The 18,632-nt window shown below is 67.6% G+C and carries 19 protein-coding genes; 3 read left to right on the top strand and 16 right to left on the bottom strand.

Annotated features, from left to right (window positions below):
- Positions 1 to 15 precede the first annotated feature (15 nt).
- The 3 genes from lepB to U9J41_RS02975 all read right to left on the bottom strand — a co-directional run bounded on the left by lepB (position 16) and on the right by U9J41_RS02975 (position 2,161).
- Entirely contained in the window at positions 16 to 702 is a 687-nt protein-coding gene (lepB, locus tag U9J41_RS02985) for a signal peptidase I (protein ID WP_322400104.1), read from the bottom strand.
- Between the two features lie 104 nt (positions 703 to 806).
- Positions 807 to 998, bottom strand: coding sequence for a hypothetical protein (locus U9J41_RS02980; protein ID WP_322400102.1), 192 nt, complete (start codon positions 996 to 998; stop codon positions 807 to 809).
- Positions 995 to 2,161 carry a PepSY-associated TM helix domain-containing protein gene (locus U9J41_RS02975; RefSeq protein ID WP_322400100.1) on the bottom strand — a complete coding sequence of 389 codons (1,167 nt, stop codon included), beginning with the start codon at positions 2,159 to 2,161 and terminating at the stop codon, positions 995 to 997. The genes U9J41_RS02980 and U9J41_RS02975 overlap by 4 nt, the downstream gene beginning before the upstream one ends.
- A 107-nt stretch (positions 2,162 to 2,268) precedes the next feature.
- Here U9J41_RS02975 and U9J41_RS02970 point away from each other — a divergent pair, with 107 nt between their 5' ends.
- Positions 2,269 to 4,443: a TonB-dependent receptor gene (locus U9J41_RS02970; protein ID WP_322400098.1), complete on the top strand. Its 2,175-nt coding sequence runs from the start codon at positions 2,269 to 2,271 to the stop codon at positions 4,441 to 4,443.
- A 6-nt stretch (positions 4,444 to 4,449) separates the two neighbouring features.
- On the opposite strand, the gene U9J41_RS02965 is transcribed toward U9J41_RS02970, so the two are convergent.
- The 5 genes from U9J41_RS02965 to U9J41_RS02945 form a co-directional block, all read right to left on the bottom strand.
- Positions 4,450 to 4,800 (bottom strand): hypothetical protein, encoded by a 351-nt coding sequence (locus U9J41_RS02965; protein ID WP_322400097.1) that lies wholly within the window; start codon positions 4,798 to 4,800, stop codon positions 4,450 to 4,452.
- A gap of 112 nt (positions 4,801 to 4,912) precedes the next feature.
- Positions 4,913 to 5,836 carry an SPFH domain-containing protein gene (locus tag U9J41_RS02960; RefSeq protein ID WP_322400095.1) on the bottom strand — a complete coding sequence of 308 codons (924 nt, stop codon included), beginning with the start codon at positions 5,834 to 5,836 and terminating at the stop codon, positions 4,913 to 4,915.
- 33 nt (positions 5,837 to 5,869) lie between these two features.
- Positions 5,870 to 6,241 (bottom strand): hypothetical protein, encoded by a 372-nt coding sequence (locus tag U9J41_RS02955; protein WP_322400093.1) that lies wholly within the window; start codon positions 6,239 to 6,241, stop codon positions 5,870 to 5,872.
- The gene (locus U9J41_RS02950; protein ID WP_322400092.1) at positions 6,238 to 6,660 is read right to left on the bottom strand and encodes an NfeD family protein; all 423 of its coding nucleotides are present in this window, start codon (positions 6,658 to 6,660) and stop codon (positions 6,238 to 6,240) included. The genes U9J41_RS02955 and U9J41_RS02950 overlap by 4 nt, the downstream gene beginning before the upstream one ends.
- Before the next feature lie 105 nt (positions 6,661 to 6,765).
- Positions 6,766 to 7,143, bottom strand: a complete 378-nt coding sequence (locus U9J41_RS02945) for a hypothetical protein (protein WP_322400091.1) — start codon at positions 7,141 to 7,143, stop codon at positions 6,766 to 6,768.
- Positions 7,144 to 7,421: 278 nt separating this feature from the next.
- On the opposite strand from U9J41_RS02945, the gene U9J41_RS02940 reads away from it, so the two are divergent.
- Positions 7,422 to 8,372: a tetratricopeptide repeat protein gene (locus U9J41_RS02940; RefSeq protein WP_322400089.1), complete on the top strand. Its 951-nt coding sequence runs from the start codon at positions 7,422 to 7,424 to the stop codon at positions 8,370 to 8,372.
- A gap of 290 nt (positions 8,373 to 8,662) precedes the next feature.
- Here U9J41_RS02940 and ppsA read toward each other — a convergent pair whose 3' ends face one another.
- Complete coding sequence (gene ppsA / locus U9J41_RS02935; RefSeq protein ID WP_322400148.1) at positions 8,663 to 11,017, bottom strand: phosphoenolpyruvate synthase; 2,355 nt, start codon at positions 11,015 to 11,017, stop codon at positions 8,663 to 8,665.
- A 375-nt stretch (positions 11,018 to 11,392) separates the two neighbouring features.
- On the opposite strand from ppsA, the gene ppsR reads away from it, so the two are divergent.
- On the top strand, positions 11,393 to 12,241 hold the full coding sequence (ppsR, locus tag U9J41_RS02930) for a posphoenolpyruvate synthetase regulatory kinase/phosphorylase PpsR (protein WP_322400087.1): 849 nt from the start codon (positions 11,393 to 11,395) through the stop codon (positions 12,239 to 12,241).
- A 164-nt stretch (positions 12,242 to 12,405) separates the two neighbouring features.
- Here the strand turns inward: ppsR and U9J41_RS02925 are convergent, their stop codons facing one another.
- The 7 genes from U9J41_RS02925 to lpxD are packed head-to-tail and all read right to left on the bottom strand — an operon-like array spanning position 12,406 to position 18,606.
- Complete coding sequence (locus tag U9J41_RS02925; RefSeq protein WP_322400086.1) at positions 12,406 to 13,620, bottom strand: EAL domain-containing response regulator; 1,215 nt, start codon at positions 13,618 to 13,620, stop codon at positions 12,406 to 12,408.
- Between the two features lie 48 nt (positions 13,621 to 13,668).
- Entirely contained in the window at positions 13,669 to 14,457 is a 789-nt protein-coding gene (locus U9J41_RS02920) for a TrmH family RNA methyltransferase (protein ID WP_322400146.1), read from the bottom strand.
- Between the two features lie 8 nt (positions 14,458 to 14,465).
- On the bottom strand, positions 14,466 to 15,131 hold the full coding sequence (gene rnhB / locus U9J41_RS02915; RefSeq protein WP_322400084.1) for a ribonuclease HII: 666 nt from the start codon (positions 15,129 to 15,131) through the stop codon (positions 14,466 to 14,468).
- Positions 15,128 to 16,300: a lipid-A-disaccharide synthase gene (gene lpxB, locus U9J41_RS02910; RefSeq protein ID WP_322400083.1), complete on the bottom strand. Its 1,173-nt coding sequence runs from the start codon at positions 16,298 to 16,300 to the stop codon at positions 15,128 to 15,130. Before lpxB ends, rnhB begins: the two co-directional genes overlap by 4 nt.
- Positions 16,284 to 17,072 (bottom strand): acyl-ACP--UDP-N-acetylglucosamine O-acyltransferase, encoded by a 789-nt coding sequence (gene lpxA / locus U9J41_RS02905; protein WP_322400081.1) that lies wholly within the window; start codon positions 17,070 to 17,072, stop codon positions 16,284 to 16,286. Before lpxA ends, lpxB begins: the two co-directional genes overlap by 17 nt.
- Positions 17,072 to 17,551, bottom strand: a complete 480-nt coding sequence (gene fabZ / locus U9J41_RS02900; protein WP_322400079.1) for a 3-hydroxyacyl-ACP dehydratase FabZ — start codon at positions 17,549 to 17,551, stop codon at positions 17,072 to 17,074. Before fabZ ends, lpxA begins: the two co-directional genes overlap by 1 nt.
- A complete protein-coding gene (gene lpxD, locus U9J41_RS02895; protein ID WP_322400078.1) occupies positions 17,548 to 18,606 on the bottom strand; it encodes a UDP-3-O-(3-hydroxymyristoyl)glucosamine N-acyltransferase in 1,059 nt (352 codons plus the stop codon). The genes fabZ and lpxD overlap by 4 nt, the downstream gene beginning before the upstream one ends.
- Between the last annotated feature and the right edge of the window lie 26 nt (positions 18,607 to 18,632).

The raw sequence follows: 18,632 nt of genomic DNA, 5'->3' as shown, positions 1-18,632 counted from the left end.
CCTGCGCGCACGCGATCAGTCGGGGCGGTACAGCGACATGCCGAAGCGCTCGGTGCGCGGCATCCAGTTGCCCTGGTAGTCGGCGGAGACGAGCACGCGTTCGGCACGGCCCACCAGCAGCTTGCGCGGCACCAGGCCGATCACGCGCGAGTCGGCGCTGTTGTCGCGGTTATCGCCCAGCATCAGGTATTCGCCCTGCGGCACGGTGACGGGGCCGAAGGTGCGCGGCGCCAGCACGTCCGGCATGATCTGGATGTGGCGGCGCGGCTGCGCCGTCTTGCCGCCCCACGATTCGGCCAGCTGCAGCGCGCGCATCGCCGTGCCGCCGACGGAATCGAGCGATTGTTCGACGACGCGGTAATCGGCGCCGCGGCCGTTGATGAACAGGCGCTCGTTGCGCATCTCGACGACGTCGCCCGGCAGCGCCACGACGCGCTTGATCAACAGGGTACGGTCGCGCGGCGAGCGGAACGTGACGATGTCGCCGCGGCGCGGCTCGCCGAGGTGCGCCAGCACGACGTCCGTGAGCGGGACCTTCAGGTCGAAGGCGAGGCGGTTCACGAGCACGACGTCGCCTTCGAGCAGGTTCGGATGCATCGACGCCGACGGGATCGGATTCCAGTCCGCCACCGCCGTGCGGAACATGCCGAACAGGACGAGAAACGCCAGGAAACCCTTGTTGTTGCGCACCCAGTTCTGCATTCAGGACTCCTCGTTTGTGGATATTCTGCGGATGTTATACGCGGCTTCGCCGGGCGCATGCTTAACAGAGAATTAAAGCGCGGTATGCATGCACGCCGCCCGGTTCAACGCGGCGAACGCGCGGGCCGGAGCACATGCCACGCGCCTACGGCCAGCGGCAGCGCCAGCGCGGCGACGGCGGCGACGTCCCATGCGCCATCCGCCAGCAGCCCCGCGACGAGGCCCGCGAGCGTCAGCACGCCGAGCGCGATCGGCATCGCCCAGACGCGGCGCAGCGTGCCGTCCGGCGCGCTCAATCGGCCTCCCCGTCGCGCGCGAGCGCGGGCGCGGCCTGCGCGGGCACGCGTGCCGGCCGCGCGGCGGCACGCCCGCGCCGCAGCCACAGATACAGGCCGCTGCCCAGCACGACGGTGGTCGCGACGTCGAGCAGCGTCCACACGACCTTCATGCCGGCGCCGCCGTAGTCGCCGAAATGCAGCGGCTGCGACAGCAGCAACGTCGTCAGGTACCACGGCAGGTCGCGGCGGTCGGTGACGGCGGCCGTCCGCGCGTCGACCAGCACCGGCGTGTAGAGCCGCGCGGTCAGGGGCGCGTCGCCGTGCATGTAGACGCCGTAGTGATGGGGGCTCGCGAACGGCGTGCCGGGGAACGCGACGAAGCCGACGCGCATGCCCGGCGCCGCGCGCTCCGCATTGCGCACCGTCGCCTCGACCGGCGCGAACGCCGCGGGCGCCGGCTGGCCCGCGTACGGCGTCGTCATCGCGGCGATCTCGGTGGCCTGCCAGACCTGCAGCAGCACGTCGGCCAGCGTGTTGACGACGCCGGTCGCGCCCACGACGAGGCCCCACACGAGCGTCACGATGCCCAGCAGGTTGTGCAGGTCGAGCCATTTCAGGCGCGCCGTGCGGCCGCGGCGCACCGTACCGAAATCGAGCTTGCGCATGAACGGCGCGTACAGCACGGCGCCGGACACGATGGCGGCCAGCAGCAGCATGCCCATGGCGCCCAGGAACAGCTTGCCCCACACGCCCGCGAACAGGTCGACGTGCAGGTGGAAGATGAACTGCATGACGCCGCCGCCCTCGATCGGCGGCTCGCCGACGAATCGCGCGGTGCGCGCGTCGATGGCGATGCTCTTGAAGTCGGGATCGGTCGCGTGCTCGCCCATCGTCAGGAACCAGAGCGCGGGGTCGTCCGGCTCCTGCGACATGTACATCATGACCTTGTGCGGATAGCGGGCCCGGCCCGCGGCGATCACGCGGTCGAGGCTGGGCGGCGGCGCCGACGCCTGGGCGGCCGCCAGCGGCGGCGCCTCGATGTCGTTGCCGAGCAGGTGGCCGATCTCGTGGCGCCAGATCAGCGGCAGGCCGGTCAGGCACAGCAGGAGCATGAAGGCGGTGCAGGCCAGGCTGCTCCAGGTATGGATCCAGGACCAGCGGCGGACGTTTGCGGGAGACATGGGAAGCGGTGTTGCGGCAGAGTCCAGATAATAATGGTTCTCATTTACGAATGCAAGATCGCTCGCTATAATGAGAACCATTCTCATTAAGCCACTCAGAAATCTCCATGCCGCTCGCACCGTTTCACCGTACCGCCCTCACGCCGATCGCCATCGGCGCCCTGCTCCTCGCCGCATCCGCCGCGGCCCAGACGACCGCCGACGGCATCGCCACGGTCGTCGTCACCGCGTCCGCCGACGCCTCGGCCCAGGGCCTGCCCGCCGCCTATGCCGGCGGCCAGGTGGCGCGCGGCGGGCGTCTCGGCCTGCTGGGGAACGTGGACATCATGGACGCGCCGTTCAACGCCACCAATTACACGCAGGCGCTGATCCAGGACCAGCAGGCGAAGAGCGTGGCGGACGTCGTGCAGAACGACCCGTCCGTGCGCGTGGCGCGCGGTTTCGGCAATTACCAGGAGCTGTACGTGATCCGCGGCTTCGCGGTGAACTCGGACGACCTCGCGTATAACGGTTTATACGGTTTATTGCCGCGCCAGTTCGTGGCGAGCGAGCTGCTGGAACGCGTGGAAGTGCTGCGCGGCGCGAACAGCTTCATCAACGGCGCGGCGCCGGGCGGCGGCGGCATCGGCGGCATGATCAACCTGCTGCCCAAGCGGGCGCCGAACAAGCCGCTGAACGAGGTCACCGTCGGCCTCGAATCGGGCGGCCAGAAATACGTGGCGGCCGACGTCGCGCGCCGCTTCGGTACCGGCGACCACGCGGGCATCCGCGTGAACGCCGTGCGGCGCGACGGCGACACAGCGGTCGACCGCGAGAAGCGCGCGCTGTCGGTGTTCGCGGTCGGCCTGGACTACCGCGGCGACAACTACCGTCTCTCGGCCGACGTCGGCTACCAGGACCACCGGCTGCGCAACGGCCGCCCGAGCGTCACGGCCGGCACCGGCCTCGCGCTCCCCGCCGCGCCGGACGCCAGCAGCAATTTCGCGCAGCCGTGGACGCATTCGAACGAGCGCGACACGTTCGGCACGGTGCGCGGCGAGGTCGACCTCGCGCCGGGCGTGGTCGCGTGGGCCGCGATGGGCGCGCGCACCGGCCGCGAATCGAACACGATCTCGTCGCCGACGACGACCGACGACAACGGCGCCACCGTCATGACGCGCTTCGACAACGAGCGCGAGGACCATGTGCGCACGGGCGAGATCGGCGTGCGCGGCGACCTCGCCACGGGCGGCGTACAACACACGATCAGCGCCACCGCGTCGGCGTTCGAACTCAGGTCGGACAATGCGTACGCGTTCGGCGACTTCGCCGGCTGGCCGTCGGACCTGTACCGCCCCGTCGACGTGGCGCCGCCTTCCGCCACCGCGTTCGTCGGCGGCGTGCTGGCGAACCCGCTGCTGACGCAGAAATCCATCCTGTCCAGCTACGCCGTCGCGGACACGCTGTCGTTCCTCGACGATACCGTGCGCGTGACGGCCGGCGTGCGCCACCAGCGCATCAAGTCCTACGGCTACGATTACAACACCGGTGCGCAGAACAGCGCGTACGACGCGAGCGCCAACACGCCGGTCGCGGGCATCGTCTACAAGCCGCTAAAGAACGTGTCGGTCTATGCCAACTATATCGAGGCGCTGCAGCAGGGCCCCGTCGCATCGGGCACGAACATCGACAACCAGGGCGAAATCTTCGCCCCGTACACGTCCCGCCAGAAGGAGGTCGGGGTCAAGTACGACAGCGGCAAGCTTGGCATGAGCGCCGCCCTGTTCACGACATCGCAGCCGATGGGCTATGTGAAAAATCGCCACTTCGGTGTGTACGGCGAGCAGCGCAACCAGGGCCTGGAACTGTCCGTGTTCGGCATGCCGATGCGCGGCCTGCGCGTGCTCGGCGGCCTCACCCTGCTGGACACCGAGCAGCGCCGCACGGCGGGCGCGGTCAACGAAGGCAAGGATGCGATCGGGGTGCCGGACACACAGCTGAACGTCGGCGCCGACTGGGACGTGCCGCAGGTGGCCGGCCTGTCGCTGAACGCGCGCGCCGTCTACACGTCGAACCAGTACGCGGATGCGGCCAACACGCAGAAGCTGCCGGCGTGGACGCGCCTCGACCTGGGCGCCAGCTATGCGACGCGCGTGCTCGACCGCGACGTCACGCTGCGCGCGCGCGTGGACAATGCGCTGGGGCGCGATGACTGGGCGTCGGCCGGCGGGTATCCGGGCTATGGCTATCTGGTGCTCGGGGCGCCGCGCACCGTGACCGTGTCGGCGACCGTCGATTTCTGAGCAGGGCTAGGCCAACCCGATGTGGATGGCCATGCCGACCCACACGGCAAACGCCGCCGCCGCGAGGTAGGCGGCGTACGCCATCAATGCGGCCCCGCGCTCGCCGTCGCGCCGGCTGCGCACGAGGTAGTACGGAATCGTCGCCACCGCGAACGCCACGACGGCCACGCTGAGCCAGCGCGACCTGCGGTAGCCGCGCGCGTCGCTATCGCCGCGATACCACAAGAAGCACAGGTAGCTGACGACGACGCCCACCAGCGGATGCAGCTGGGCGGCGTCGTCGGCATGGCCGGCGTCGACCAGGCCCGTACCGGCCATCAAGGCCATGATCCACAACACGACACGCTGGTGACTCATCGCGGCTCCCGTGCGCCGCCGGCGGGGGCGTCCCCCGCCCCCGGTCAGCGCGGCTTGATGTCGCCTGCCAGCTTAAGGAAGCGGCAGAAGTTGCCGTTGACCATCATCATGTTCAGGTTCTCTGCGACTTCACGATCGTGAGCGCCGATGCGATCAGGCCACTCATATCGCCCATGTCGGCCGGGACGATGATCGAATTATTCGTCTTGGCCAGCTTGCCGAAGGCGTCGACGTAGTGCTCGGCCACGCGCAGGTTGACGGCATCGATGCCGCCCGGCGCGCGGATCGCCTCGCCCACCTGGCGCAGCGCGCTGGCGCTGGCGTCGGCCAGCGCGATGATCGCCGCGGCCTCGCCCTGCGCGCGGTTGATGGCGGCCTGCTTCTCGCCTTCGGAACGGGCGATGGCCGCCTCGCGCTCGCCGCTCGCGATATTGATGGCTTCCTGGCGCCGGCCTTCGGACGCGGCGATCAGCGCGCGCTTCTCGCGCTCGGCCGTGATCTGGCGCTGCATCGAATGCAGGATCTCGGCCGGCGGCGTGAGGTCCTTGATCTCGTAGCGCAGCACCTTGACGCCCCAGTTGGCGGCCGATTCGTCGATCGCGTTGACGACCGTCGTGTTGATGTGGTCGCGCTCCTCGAACGTCTTGTCCAGCTCCATGCGGCCGACCACGGAACGCAGCGTCGTCTGCGCCAGCTGCGTGATGGCCTGGATATAGTTGGACGAGCCGTACGACGCACGCATGGGGTCAGTCACCTGGAAGTACAGGATGCCGTCCACCTGCAGCTGCGTGTTGTCCTTCGTGATGCAGACCTGCGGCGGCACGTCGAGCGGGATCTCCTTCAGGCTGTGCTTGTAGGCGATGCGGTCGATGAACGGCACGACGATGTTCAGGCCCGGCGCCAGCGTGGCGTGGAATTTGCCGAGCCGTTCGACCACCCACGCGTGCTGCTGCGGCACGACGTTGATGGTCTTGAAGACGAACACCAGGGCGACGATGAAGATCACCAGCGCGACGGTTCCAAACGAGAATTCCATGGTCATCCTTTGGGTTGACGGTTGAACGACGAATCAGATGGGGGATGGGCCGAGCCATTCGTAGGCGATGCCGCCGAGCGCCCCCGCGGCGCCGAGCAGCACGCAGAACCCCGCCAGCCGCAGGAGGGCGCGGCTCTTCTGCCCGGCCGGACGGCTGCGCGCGATGTAGTACGGTACGGCGACGATCGCCAGCATGACGATGCCGACGTTGAGCCAGCGCGAGCGCCGGTACCGGCGCGCCTCGCTGTCGATGCGATACCAGCAAAAGCTCAGGAAGCTGAACAGCACAGTGGACAGGACGGCCCAGCCGTTGGACTGGATGTGCAGCGCCATGTCGCGCGCATCGACGACGCCGGCCACCAGCGTCACCGCGACCAGCAGGATGAGGACGTGCGCCGTCTTCATGGATTCGCCACCACGAGCCGGCTGCCCTGCACCTCGACGATGCGGAACTCGCCCGCATGGGGCGCGATGCCCTGCGTGAGCTCGACGTCCCACAGCGCGCCGCGGTACATCACGCGCGCGCGGCCGTTGTCCCAGGCCGGCACGGTGACGCGCTGGCCGATGTCAAGGTTGACGTTGCGGTCGCGCCGGGCGTCGGTCTTGGTGGCGCGGCCGAAGCGCGAGCGGTGCAGCAGGCCCGTGGCGAGCACGCCCACGACGGCGGCGGCGATCGCCTGCACCGGCGCTGCGGCGCCGGCCAGCGCGACGCCGCCGCCCACCGCGAGGCCGATGGCGACCATCAACAGGTAAAAGGTCCCGGTGAACAATTCAAGGATCACGAGTACGCCGGCTGCGACCAGCCAGCCCATCCAGTCAGCCATGGTTTCCTCCATGTCGGATCGAACAAATGAAAAACCCCCGCCGCCCGCTCCGGGTGACGAGGGTTGCATGGGCGCTATCCCAGTCTACTGCGTCTACGCGCGGAGTCAACGGACAAGCGCCGGTCGGATGCCGTCGCGCTGGGCGGTCGCCGGCTTCACGACGGAAGAAGCGGACGGCGCGGCGCAGGCACGGGTGCAGCGCAGGTAAGTCGCGTCGCAGGCGCCGGCATGGCCCATCCTGCGCGCTTGCGTGCCCGCATTGTCGATCGCGCGCGACGATTCGGTGGGCACCTGCAACTGCGCGCCGCGCGCCAATGGGTTTTTCTCCGGCATGTCGAGCAGCGGCGAGCCATTTTCCGCGGCCAGTTCACGGCCATGCGCCCGGCATTCGCGCTGATCGGCATCGCACATGGATTTGCACAAGCCGGGCTCGGCGGCCTGGCAGGCGCCCGCCCACATCGCACCTGCCATGATCGACAACAAGGCCAAGCGTTTCATCAACGGTCTCCGTCAAAACAAGTTTGCCAAAGTGTAACGTTTCTGCGCCCCACGTCAACTATTTGTTGCTCTTGGCTCAACAAATTCCGTGGCTGAGAAATTTACGAAGTGCAACTTTTGTTGCGCATGAATTAAGTTTTTCTATTATCCTGCGTCGCCGCGACATTGACCCAGATCGGATCGCGACCTGGCCACCGGGGAAAATCAATTTCCATGTGGAAATGAAATCGATAATGCGCTGTATTGCCCACCTGGAGAATGCCATGTTTCGACGCCTTCTTGCCGCCTTCCGTCCCCGCAAACCCGCACTGCCGGCCCCCGCGACGCACGACGCCATCGCGGCCTATGACGAACACGGCCGCCAGGTGATGATGCCGCGCGCGGAATGGCGCGACACCGTTCTGCATCCGCAGCTCAAGCTGCACTGGAACAGCCCGGATGCGTTGTACGCCACGATCATGTCCGCGCTGTCCGACGGCTTCGCGCCCGAGTTGATGACAGCAGCGGCGCGCCTCGTCGAGATCGACGGCCTGCCTGAACGCAGCCACGTCGCGCACGGCATCGTCCTGCTGGAAAGCGGACGGCTGGACGACGCCGACGCCGCGCTGCGGGCCGGCATCCGGGCCGTCGGCGAAACGGCCGCGCTGCTGACAAATCTGGCGAAGGTGGCGCATGACCGGGGCATTGCTGCGGCGACGTCCGACCTGCTGCGGCGCGCCGTCCGGCTCGATCCGAACTTCGACCACGCGTTGAACGGCTGGCTCGCCATCGAGCGCGAGCGCGCCGGCGAGGCCGGCTTCCTGGCGGCCCTGCGGGATGTGTGCGGCTTGCCGGGCAGCTGGCGCGCGCAGCTCGTGCTGGCCCGGCACCACCTGGCGGCGGGCGACCTGCCGGCGGCGCGCGACCAGTACACGGCCGTGCTGGCCGCGGCCGAGGTGGACGGCGGCGCGCTGATGACGATGGCCGCCGACCTGGGCCGGCACGGCCACACGGGCCTGATCGTCACGCTGGTGGGGCCTGTCTACGAACCGGCCAAGCACGGTCCGCAGGCCGGTTTCAACCTGCTGCGCGCCTGCCTGGAGACGGAGCGCGTGGCCGAGGGCGAAGCGCTGCTCGCGCGCCTGCGCCCGCTCGCGCCGGCGCCGTTCACGCGCCACCTCGACGAGTTCCAGCGGGCGTTCCGGCAGCTGCACGGGAACACGGCGCACGCGTGATGCCGCCGCATCGCGCGCGTCCGCGCGGGCTCGGGGAGCCCGCCCTACGGTCCTGCCTCGGGCACCAGGGTCGATCCGACCGGCTTCTTTCGCCAGCCGTAAGACCGTCGCCCCTGCGAAGGCAGGGGCCCAAGGGTGACGCGTCCCGCGGCATGCGAACGTAGCGCGGGATGATTGACGCCGGCGCGTCGATCAGGCGCCACGCGTGATGCCGCCGTATCGCGCGCGCATAAAAAAACCGCCGCGGGGCCATCGACCCCGCAGCGGTTTTTCATCGGGCGTTCAGCCGCTTACAGCGACGCCAGCTTTTGCCACGTATCGATCACCGAGTCCGGATTCAGCGACATCGACTCGATGCCCTGCTCCACCAGCCACACGGCGAAGTCGGGATTGTCGGACGGCCCCTGGCCGCAGATGCCGATGTACTTGCCCTGTGCGCGGCAGGCCTTGATCGCCAGCGACAGCATCGCCTTCACGGCCGGGTCGCGCTCGTCGAAGTCCTTGGCCAGCAGCTCCATGCCGGAGTCGCGGTCCAGGCCCAGCGTGAGCTGCGTGAGGTCGTTGGAGCCGATCGAGAACCCGTCGAAGTACTGCAGGAATTGCTCGGCCAGGATGGCGTTCGACGGGACCTCGCACATCATGATGACGCGCAGGCCGTTCTCGCCGCGCTTCAGGCCGTACTTGCCCAGCAGGGCGATGACCTTCTCGGCCTGGCCCAGGGTGCGCACGAACGGGATCATGATCTCGACGTTCGTGAGGCCCATCTCTTCGCGCACGCGCTTCATGGCCATGCATTCCATTTCGAACGACTCGGCGAAGTCGTCGGCCAGGTAGCGCGCGGCGCCGCGGAAGCCCAGCATCGGGTTTTCCTCGTCCGGCTCGTAGCGCGAACCGCCGATCAGCTTCTTGTACTCGTTCGACTTGAAGTCGGACAGGCGCACGATGACGGGCTTCGGCCAGAACGCGGCGGCGATCGTCGCCACGCCTTCGGCCAGCTTGTCGACGTAGAACGCGCGCGGCGACGCGTGGCCGCGCGCGACCGACTCCACGGCCTTCTTCAGGTCGTTGTCGATGTTCGGGTACTCGAGGATCGCCTTCGGGTGCACGCCGATGTTGTTGTTGATGATGAACTCCAGGCGGGCCAGGCCCACGCCGTTGTTCGGGATCGCCTGGAAGTCGAACGCCAGCTGCGGGTTACCGACGTTCATCATGATCTTGGTCGGGATCTTCGGCAGCTCGCCGCGCACCGATTCCGTCACTTCCGTTTCCAGCAGGCCGTCGTAGATGCGGCCTTCGTCGCCTTCGGCGCAGGACACGGTCACGAACGTGCCGTCCTTCAGCGTCTCGGTCGCGTCGCCGCAGCCGACGACCGCGGGTACGCCCAGTTCACGGGCGATGATCGCCGCGTGGCAGGTGCGGCCGCCGCGGTTCGTCACGATCGCGGAGGCGCGCTTCATGACGGGTTCCCAGTTCGGGTCCGTCATGTCGGCAACGAGGACGTCGCCCGGCTGCACGCGCTCCATTTCCGACGGATCGTGGATCACGCGGACCGGCCCGGCGCCGATCTTCTGGCCGATCGCGCGGCCCGACGTCAGCACGGTGCCGGTGCCCTTCAGCTTGAAGCGCTGCTGGGAGTCGGTCGCCTTCTGCTGCGACTTCACGGTTTCCGGGCGCGCCTGCAGGATGTACAGCTTGCCGTCGCGGCCGTCCTTGCCCCACTCGATGTCCATCGGGCGGCCGTAGTGCTTCTCGATGATCACGGCGTACTTGGCCAGCTCGACGACTTCCTCGTCCAGCAGCGAGTAGCGGTTGCGCATTTCGATCGGCACGTCGACGGTCTGCACCGAGCGGCCGGCTTTCGCCTCGGCGGTGAATTCCATCTTGATCAGTTTCGAGCCGATGTTCTTGCGGATGACGGGCTTCTTGCCCTGCTCCAGCATCGGCTTGTGCACGTAGAACTCGTCCGGGTTGACGGCGCCCTGCACGACGGTCTCGCCCAGGCCGTAGCTCGACGTGACGAACACGACGTCCTTGAAGCCGGATTCCGTGTCGATGGTGAACATGACGCCGGCGGCGCCGGTGTCGGAACGGACCATGCGCTGCACGCCGGCCGACAGGGCGACTTCGGCGTGCGTGAAGCCTTTATGCACGCGGTAGGAAATGGCGCGGTCGTTGTACAGCGATGCGAACACGTGCTTCATCGCTTCCAGCACGTTGTCGATGCCGACCACGTTCAGGAAGGTCTCCTGCTGGCCCGCGAACGAGGCGTCCGGCAGGTCTTCCGCCGTGGCGGACGAGCGCACGGCGAACGAGACCTCGGTGTCGGAGTCGGCGACGAGGCGGTCGTAGAAGGCTTCGATTTCCTGCTGCAGGCGCGGCTGGAACGGGGTGTCGACGATCCACTGGCGGATCTCCGCGCCGCTTGCTGCCAGCGAACGGACGTCGTCGATGTCCAGGCCTTCGAGGCGGGTCGCGATGCGGTCGCCCAGCGATGGGCCGCCGTCGATGCCGTGGTTCAGGAAGTCGCGGAAGGCTTGCGCCGTCGTGGCGAAGCCGCCCGGCACGCGCACGCCGGCTTCGGCCAGCTGGCTGATCATCTCGCCGAGCGACGCGTTCTTGCCGCCGACCGACTCGACGTCGGTCATGCGCAGGTTCTCGAACGACGCGACATACACACTTTCCGCGGACGCTGTTGGGTCGGGCACCTTCAGTACTGCATTCGACAGGTTAGTCATGGTAAAACACCTTTTTGATGATGGAAATCTGCACGGCGGATCGGCCGACGGCCGGATGACGGACAAGCCTGGCGAGGCGGCGGCGGGCCGGGCACTGCGCATGAAACACACGCGTGCTCCTGGCCGGCTTCGCGCGGCAGGCTGGTCGGTTTCCGGGGGATTTCTTGTTATTCTTGGCGTCGTACAGCACAATCTCACAACCCGTTGCCCAACATTTTACCCCGCGCGACTGGGTTTCACAGCCCTGGGGCTGCAACTTTGTCATTATCTGTCCAAAAAAACATCATGTCCCTCCCGAGCACTCCAGCGAGTCCAGACGCCGCGCGCACCGTCTTCTTCGTGTCCGACGGCACCGGCATCACGGCGGAAACTTTCGGCCACGCGGTGCTGAGCCAATTCGAAATGCGCTTCCGGCAGATCCGCCTGCCGTTCATCGATACGATCGAAAAAGCCTACGAGGCCGCGCGCCGCATCAACGACGTCGCCATCGCCGACAACCAGCGCCCGATCGTGTTCTCCACCCTCGTCAAGCACGACCTGTCCGCCGTGATCCGCGCCGCGCAGGGCATGCACATGGACCTGTTCCAGACCTTCGTCGCCCCGCTCGAGCAGGAACTGCGGGTGAAGTCGACGCACACGATCGGCCGCATCCACAACGTCGTCGATACCGAGGAGTACAAGAACCGCATCGAGGCCATCAACTTCTCGCTGGCGCACGACGACGGCCAGTCGCACAAGAACCTGGCGGATGCGGACGTGATCCTCGTGGGCGTGTCGCGCTCGGGCAAGACGCCCACGAGCCTGTACCTGGCCATGCAATACGGGATCAAGGCGGCGAACTACCCGCTGATCCCGGACGATTTCGAACGCGACAAGCTGCCGTCGGCGCTGCCGCCGTTCAAGCACAAGATCTTCGGCCTGACCATCACGCCGGAGCGGCTGTCCGAGATCCGCAACGAGCGGCGCGCGGGCAGCAAGTATGCGTCGCTGGAGAACTGCCGCTACGAGGTGAACGAGGCCGAGCAGCTGATGCGGCGCGAAGGCATTCGCTGGTTGTCGTCGACGACCAAGTCGATCGAAGAGATTTCGACGACCATTCTCCAGGAGATCAAGCCAGATCGCCGCGAGTATTGACGGGCAGGGGTCAGAGCCCGGTGTTGCCGGTTGGGCTCTGACCCCGGTGCTCAGACGCGCCGCCGGTGCTCGGACGCTGGTGCTCGGACGCGCCGCCGCCAGGCACCAGGGTCAGAGCCCCAAAAGAAACACCGGGCTCTGACCCATCCCCTCCGCTCCCCTCCTCAGAAGAAGTGGCGCCAGTCTTCCAGCCAGCCCGGAAACTCGTCCGCCGCCATCGGATTGGCGATGTGGTACCCCTGCGCGTACGTGCACCCGAGCCCCTGCAGGAAATCCCAGTCCTGGCGGGTCTCGACGCCCACGGCGACCGACATCCGGTCCAGGCTGTGCGCCAGCCCCAGGCACGATTTCAGCACGGTGCCCAGCGGGCGTTTCTTCGATGCGCCGTCCACGAACGAGCGGTCGATCTTGAGTTCGGAGAACGGGATGCGGGCCAGGATCTGCAGGTTCGAGCGCCCCGTGCCGTAGTCGTCGATCGCGAGGCCGAAGCCCATCATGCGCAGGCGCACGAGGCGCTCGATGAAGTCGGCGTCGAAGCTGAGGATCGCCGATTCCGTCATCTCGAACGTCAGGTAGTCGGGCAGCACGCCGTGGCGCTTCATCGTCGACGCCACCTGGCGGATGAAGTTCGGATGCGCCAGCGTCGCCGGCGCCAGGTTCAGCGAGATCGAGATCGGGATGCCCTGGTCGTGGTAGCGGCGGCAGCGCTCGACCGACATCTCCAGCATCGTCCAGTCGAGGAAGTCGATGCGGTCGTTCTGCTCCAGCGCGCCGATGAAGGACGACGGTCCCAGCATGCCGTGCTCGGGATGGCGCCAGCGGGCGAACGTCTCCAGGCCTTTCACCTGGCCCGTCGCGAGCTCGATCTTGGGCTGGAAGAAGGGTTCGAACTGGCGCTTCTGCAGGCCGACGCCGACCTCGGCGAACGAAAAGCTCGGACCCGGCGTGCCGGCCCGCGTGGGCTTCGGCGGCTGGTAATTGTCCAGCAGGGCGCGCAGCTTGGTGCTCGTGACGGGCTTGGCGATCGTCCCGAGCAGGTCCACGCCATGCGCCTGCGCGAGGCTCTCGACGGAAAACAGGACGCTGGACGGCTGGGCGCCGACGACGATCAGGCGCACCGCCGACTTCAGCGCGGCGATGGCGCGCAGCAGTTCGAGGCCGTCCATGCCGCCCAGGTCGAGGTCGATGACGGCGACGTCCACCCTGGGCGTGAAGCTGGCCTGCAAGGTGCGCAGGGCCGTCGGGCCGTCCGGCACGTCGGTGACGCGCGTGGCGCCCACCTGCGCTAGCGCCTCGATCAGCGCGCGGCGCTGCACCGGGTCCGCTTCCGCCACCAGAAAGTGCAAAGACTGCAACTGCGATTGCCCCATGTCCATCATGACTCCGTCGTTACCTGCACGAAGCGTAACCGAACGGGCCTGGCGCGTCTATGCCTGGCGCTGCCGCTGTTGCTGGCGCAGTTGTTCGAAGAAGCACACGGCCGCGCAGGCGGCCACGTTCAGCGATTCCACGGCGCCCGCGTGGGGGATGGCGACGCGGTGCGTGGCCAGGTCCAGCAGCGCGTCCGACACGCCCTGCCCTTCGTGGCCCAGCAGCCAGGCGGCCGGGCGCGACAGGTCGACGTCGTAGATCCGTTCGCTCGCATAGCCGCTCGTCGCCAGCACCGGCACTTGCGCCGCGCGCACGAGCGGCGCCAGGTCGACGTTTTCGAAAATCTCGAGCACGAAATGGGCGCCCATCGCGGCGCGCAGCACCTTGGGCGACCAGATCGAGGCCGTGCCGGGGCTGCAATACACCTGCCGGATGCCGGCCGCGCCGGCGCTGCGCAGGATCGAGCCCGCATTGCCCGGATCCTGCACGCCGTCCAGCAGCACGGCCGATTCGGCCAACGCGGCGGGCGGCGCGGGCCGCGGCGTGTCGACCAGGAACAGCAGGTGGATGCCGTGTTCGACCTGGCTCAGCGCCCCGAACAGCGCGTCCGGCAGCGCCGTGATGGGCCCTTGCACGCGGTCGACGATGGCGGCCACTTCCGGATTCGCCAGCGCGCCTTCGGACACGACGCAATGCACCGGCTGCCCGACGAGGTCGAGGTAGGCCTGGCACAGATGGACGCCGTCCAGCAGCGAGCGCCCCGCCTTGCGCAGCGCCTGGCTGCTGCCGGCGAGATGCTTGAGTTCCTTGTAGAACGGGTTGTCGCGCGACGTGACGCTCTTGATCGCGCCCTTCATGCGGGCGCCCCGAACAGGTCGGGCTCGATCAGGGCGCGCACGGGCGCGAAGGTGCGCCGGTGCACCGGGCTCGGACCGTGCTCGCGCAGGCGCGCGAGGTGCAGCGCCGTCGAATAGCCCTTGTGCTGGTCGAATGCGTATTGCGGATACGTGGCGTGTAGCGCGACCAGCGCGGCGTCGCGCGCCGTCTTGGCGAGGATCGACGCGGCCGAAATCGCATGCACCTTGTCGTCGCCCTCCACCACGGCATGCGCGCGGATATGCGGCGCGAACTGCGGGCAGCGGTTGCCGTCGATCAGCGCGATGGTCGGCACGGTCGCGAGCAGCTCGACCGCGCGGCGCATCGCCAGCATCGTCGCCTGCAGGATGTTCAGCGTGTCGATTTCCGTATGCGAGCACTCGGCGATGGCCCACGCCAGCGCATATTCCTTGATGAGCGGCGCCAGTTCGTCGCGCCGCGCTTCCGTCAATTTCTTCGAGTCGCGCAAGCCCTCGATCGGGCGCGCCGGATCGAGGATCACGGCCGCCGCGTACACGGGGCCGGCCAGCGGGCCGCGCCCCGCCTCGTCCACGCCGCAGACGATGTCGTCCAGCGTGAACGGGCGGTTCTTCGGCGGCAGGCCCGGGTAGAAATCGACCGCCTTCTTTCTCGTGTTTCTCATGCTTTGCCTATCACCTGCAGCACGGCGCGGGCGCTTTCGCGCGCGCTGTCGCGCAGCAGGCTGTGATGCATTTCGGTGAAGCGCTGCCGCAGCCGCACCCGGTTGTTGTCGTCCGTCAGCTGGAACCAGACGGCATCCGCCAGCGCCTCGGGCGTCGCCGCGTGCTGCAGGAATTCCGGCACGACGGACTCGCGCGCCAGGATGTTCGGCAGCCCGATCCACGGCAGGTAGCCCATGTTCCGGATGAGCAGCCACTCGGCCTGCAAGACCTTGTAGGCGATCACCATCGGCTTCTTGAACAGCGCCACTTCCAAGGTGGCCGTGCCGGACGCCGCCAGCACGGCGTCGGCCGCCGCGATGCACGCGTGCGACTCGCCGTCGACGAGCTGCAGCGGCACGTCCTGCAAGCCGGCTTTCGCCATCAGCTCCATAAAATACGCCTTCTGGCGCGCGCCCGCCATCGGTGCGATGAAGCGGATCGACGGATCGCGCGCCGCCAGCAGTTTTACTGTCCGGACGTACGGCGCCGTCAGGTATTTAATTTCCGACATGCGGCTGCCCGGCATCACGGTGACGACCCGTGCGTCTTCCGCCAGCCCGAGGGTGCGGCGCGCCGCACGCACGTCCGGCTCGAGCGGGATCGTCTCCGCCAGCGGATGGCCGATGTACGTGACGGGTACGCCGGCCTGTCGATAGATCTCTTCCTCGAACGGGAAGATCACGAGCATGTGCGAGACGGCGCGCTGGATCTTCTTGATGCGGCCGCCCCGCCACGCCCAGATCTGCGGACCGACGAAGTGCACGGTCGGGATGCCGGCCGCGCGCAACTGCTCTTCGAGGCCGAGGTTGAAGCCTGGGTAGTCGGCGCCGATGAACGCGGACGGACGTTCCGCCAGCAGGCGGTCGCGCAGGCGGTTCTGGATGCCCTTCAGTTCGCGGTAGCGCAGCAGCACGGGCAGCAGGCCGCGCACGGTGAGCGTGTCCATCGGCACGTCGGACGACAGGCCCTGCTCCAGCATGCGCGGGCCGCCGATGCCGGAAAAAGCGACGCCCGGCAGGTGCGGCTTCACGCCCGCCATCAGGCGCGCCGCCAGCAGGTCGCCCGACAGTTCGCCTGCCACGAGGGCCAGCGAGACCGGGGCCGCCGTCGGATCAGCGGACGATGCCACGGTTCGTGTTGTCGAGGAAGTCGCGCAGCGCGCGGATGTGCGGCGCGGCGTCGCCGGCGGCGGCTTCCTCTTCCGCCAGCTTGGCCTTGGCCTCTTCCAGCGTGAGGCCGGAGCGGTAGATGTGCTTGTACGCGGCGCGGATGGCGTTGATCTGCTCGCGCGTGAAACCGCGGCGCTTGAGGCCTTCGATGTTCACGCCGTGCGCCTCGGCCGGGTTGCCGGAGACGAGGACGAACGGCGGCACGTCCTGCGTGAGGCTCGTGTACATGCCGATGAACGCGTGCGCGCCGATCTTGCAGAACTGGTGCACGCCGCAGTAGCCGGACAGGATCGCCCAGTCGCCCACGTGCACGTGGCCCGCGAGCTGCGCATTGTTCGAGAAGATCGTGTTGCTGCCGACCTGGCAGTCGTGCGCCAGGTGCGTGTATGCCGACATCCAGTTGTCGTCGCCCAGGCGCGTCACGCCGGCATCCTGCGCGGTCCCGAGGTTGAACGTGCAGAATTCGCGGATCGTGTTGCGGTCGCCGATCGTGAGGCAGGTCGGCTCGCCGGCCCACTTCTTGTCCTGCGGGGCGGCGCCCAGCGATGCGAACTGGAAGATGCGGTTGTCGCGGCCGATCGTCGTGTGGCCCTCGATGACCACGTGCGGCCCCACCACGGTGCCGGCGCCGATACGCACATCGGGGCCGATGATCGAATACGGGCCGACTTCGACGGTGGAATCCAGCTCCGCCTTCGGGTCGACGATCGCGCTCGGGTGGACCTTGCTCATCACTGCCCCGCTTTGTCGTTTGCCCGGATGGTGCACATCAGTTCCGCCTCGACGGCGACCTTGCCGTCGACGCTGGCGACAGCCTTGTACTTCCAGATGCCGCGCGACGTGCGCAGGATCTCGACGTCCATCTTGAGCTGGTCGCCCGGCTCGACGGGGCGCTTGAAGCGCGCGTTGTCGATGCCGACGAAGTACACGACGGAGTTCTCGTCCGGCTTGACGTTCATGGTCATGAACGACAGGATCGCGGCCGTCTGCGCCAGCGCCTCGATCATCAGCACGCCCGGCATCACCGGCTTGTGCGGGAAGTGGCCGTTGAAGAATTCCTCGTTGACGGTCACGTTCTTGATGGCGGTGATGGTCTTGCCGATCTCGTAGTCGACCACGCGGTCCACCAGCAGCAGCGGATAGCGGTGCGGCAGGTATTCCTTGATCTCGTTGATCCCCAGGGTTTTATTCGTCGTGGCTTCGGTCGTCATTTTTGTTCTGATTGTTCAGTGAGTTGTTTGATCTGTTTTTCCAGGCTGCGCATCTTCTCGCGCAGCGCGGACAGGTTGCGCACGATGGCGGCACTCTTTTCCCATTCGGCGTTCTTGGCCAGCGGATAAAAACCCGTGTACTGCCCCGGCTCCAGCACGGAGCGCGACACCATGCTGCCGGAGGAGATATGGACGTTGTCCGCGATTTCCAGGTGCCCCAGCACCATGGCCGCGCCGCCGAACGTGCAATTCTTGCCGATCTTCGCGCTGCCGGCTACCCCCACGCAGCCGGCCATCGCCGTGTTCGCGCCGATGTGGCAGTTGTGGCCGATCTGGATCTGGTTGTCGAGCTTCACGCCGTCCTCGATCACGGTGTCGGCCAGCGCGCCGCGGTCGATGGTCGTGTTGGCGCCGACGTCGACGTCGTCGCCCAGCAGCACGCGGCCCGTCTGCGGGATCTTGATGTACACACCGTTCTCGCGCGCGAAGCCGAAACCGTCGGTGCCGATCACGGCGCCCGAATGCAGGATGCCGCGCTTGCCGACCTTGCAGCGCGCGTGGAACGTGACGTTCGCGAACAGGTGCGTGTCTTCCCCGATCTCGGCGTCGCGGCCGACGAAGCAGCCGGCGTCGATGCGCACGCCCGCGTGGACCACGGCGCCCGCCTCCACCGTCACGTTCGGGCCGATGTGCGCGCTCGGGGCGATGCGCGCCGTCTCGTGCACGACGGCGCCGGGATGGATGCCGGCCGGCGGGACGATCTCGTCCAGCGCCACGAAATACTGGGCGGCGCGGGCGAAGTAGGCGTACGGGTTGGTGGTGACGATGCGCGCGCCGGCATACGTCGTGGCGACGGTGGCGTCGTCGAGCGGCGAGACGATCAGCGCCGCCGCCTGGCTCTGTGCGGCCAGGGCGCGCAATTTGCTGTTGCTGAGAAAGCTGATGTGCGAATCGCCTGCGCTGTCGAGCGGTGCGATGCCCTGAACCTCGAGGTTCGGGTCACCCACCAACTGCCCACCGAAGCGTTCGACCAAATCACCCAGTCGAGTGCCCATCGTGGTCGTTCCGTAAAAGAATTGAA

Source organism: Massilia luteola (assembly GCF_034420155.1).
In the GTDB taxonomy this organism is placed as follows: domain Bacteria; phylum Pseudomonadota; class Gammaproteobacteria; order Burkholderiales; family Burkholderiaceae_D; genus Telluria; species Telluria luteola.
The sequence above is the reverse complement of the archived record's forward strand: the minus strand, read 5'-3'. Positions and strand labels throughout refer to the sequence as shown.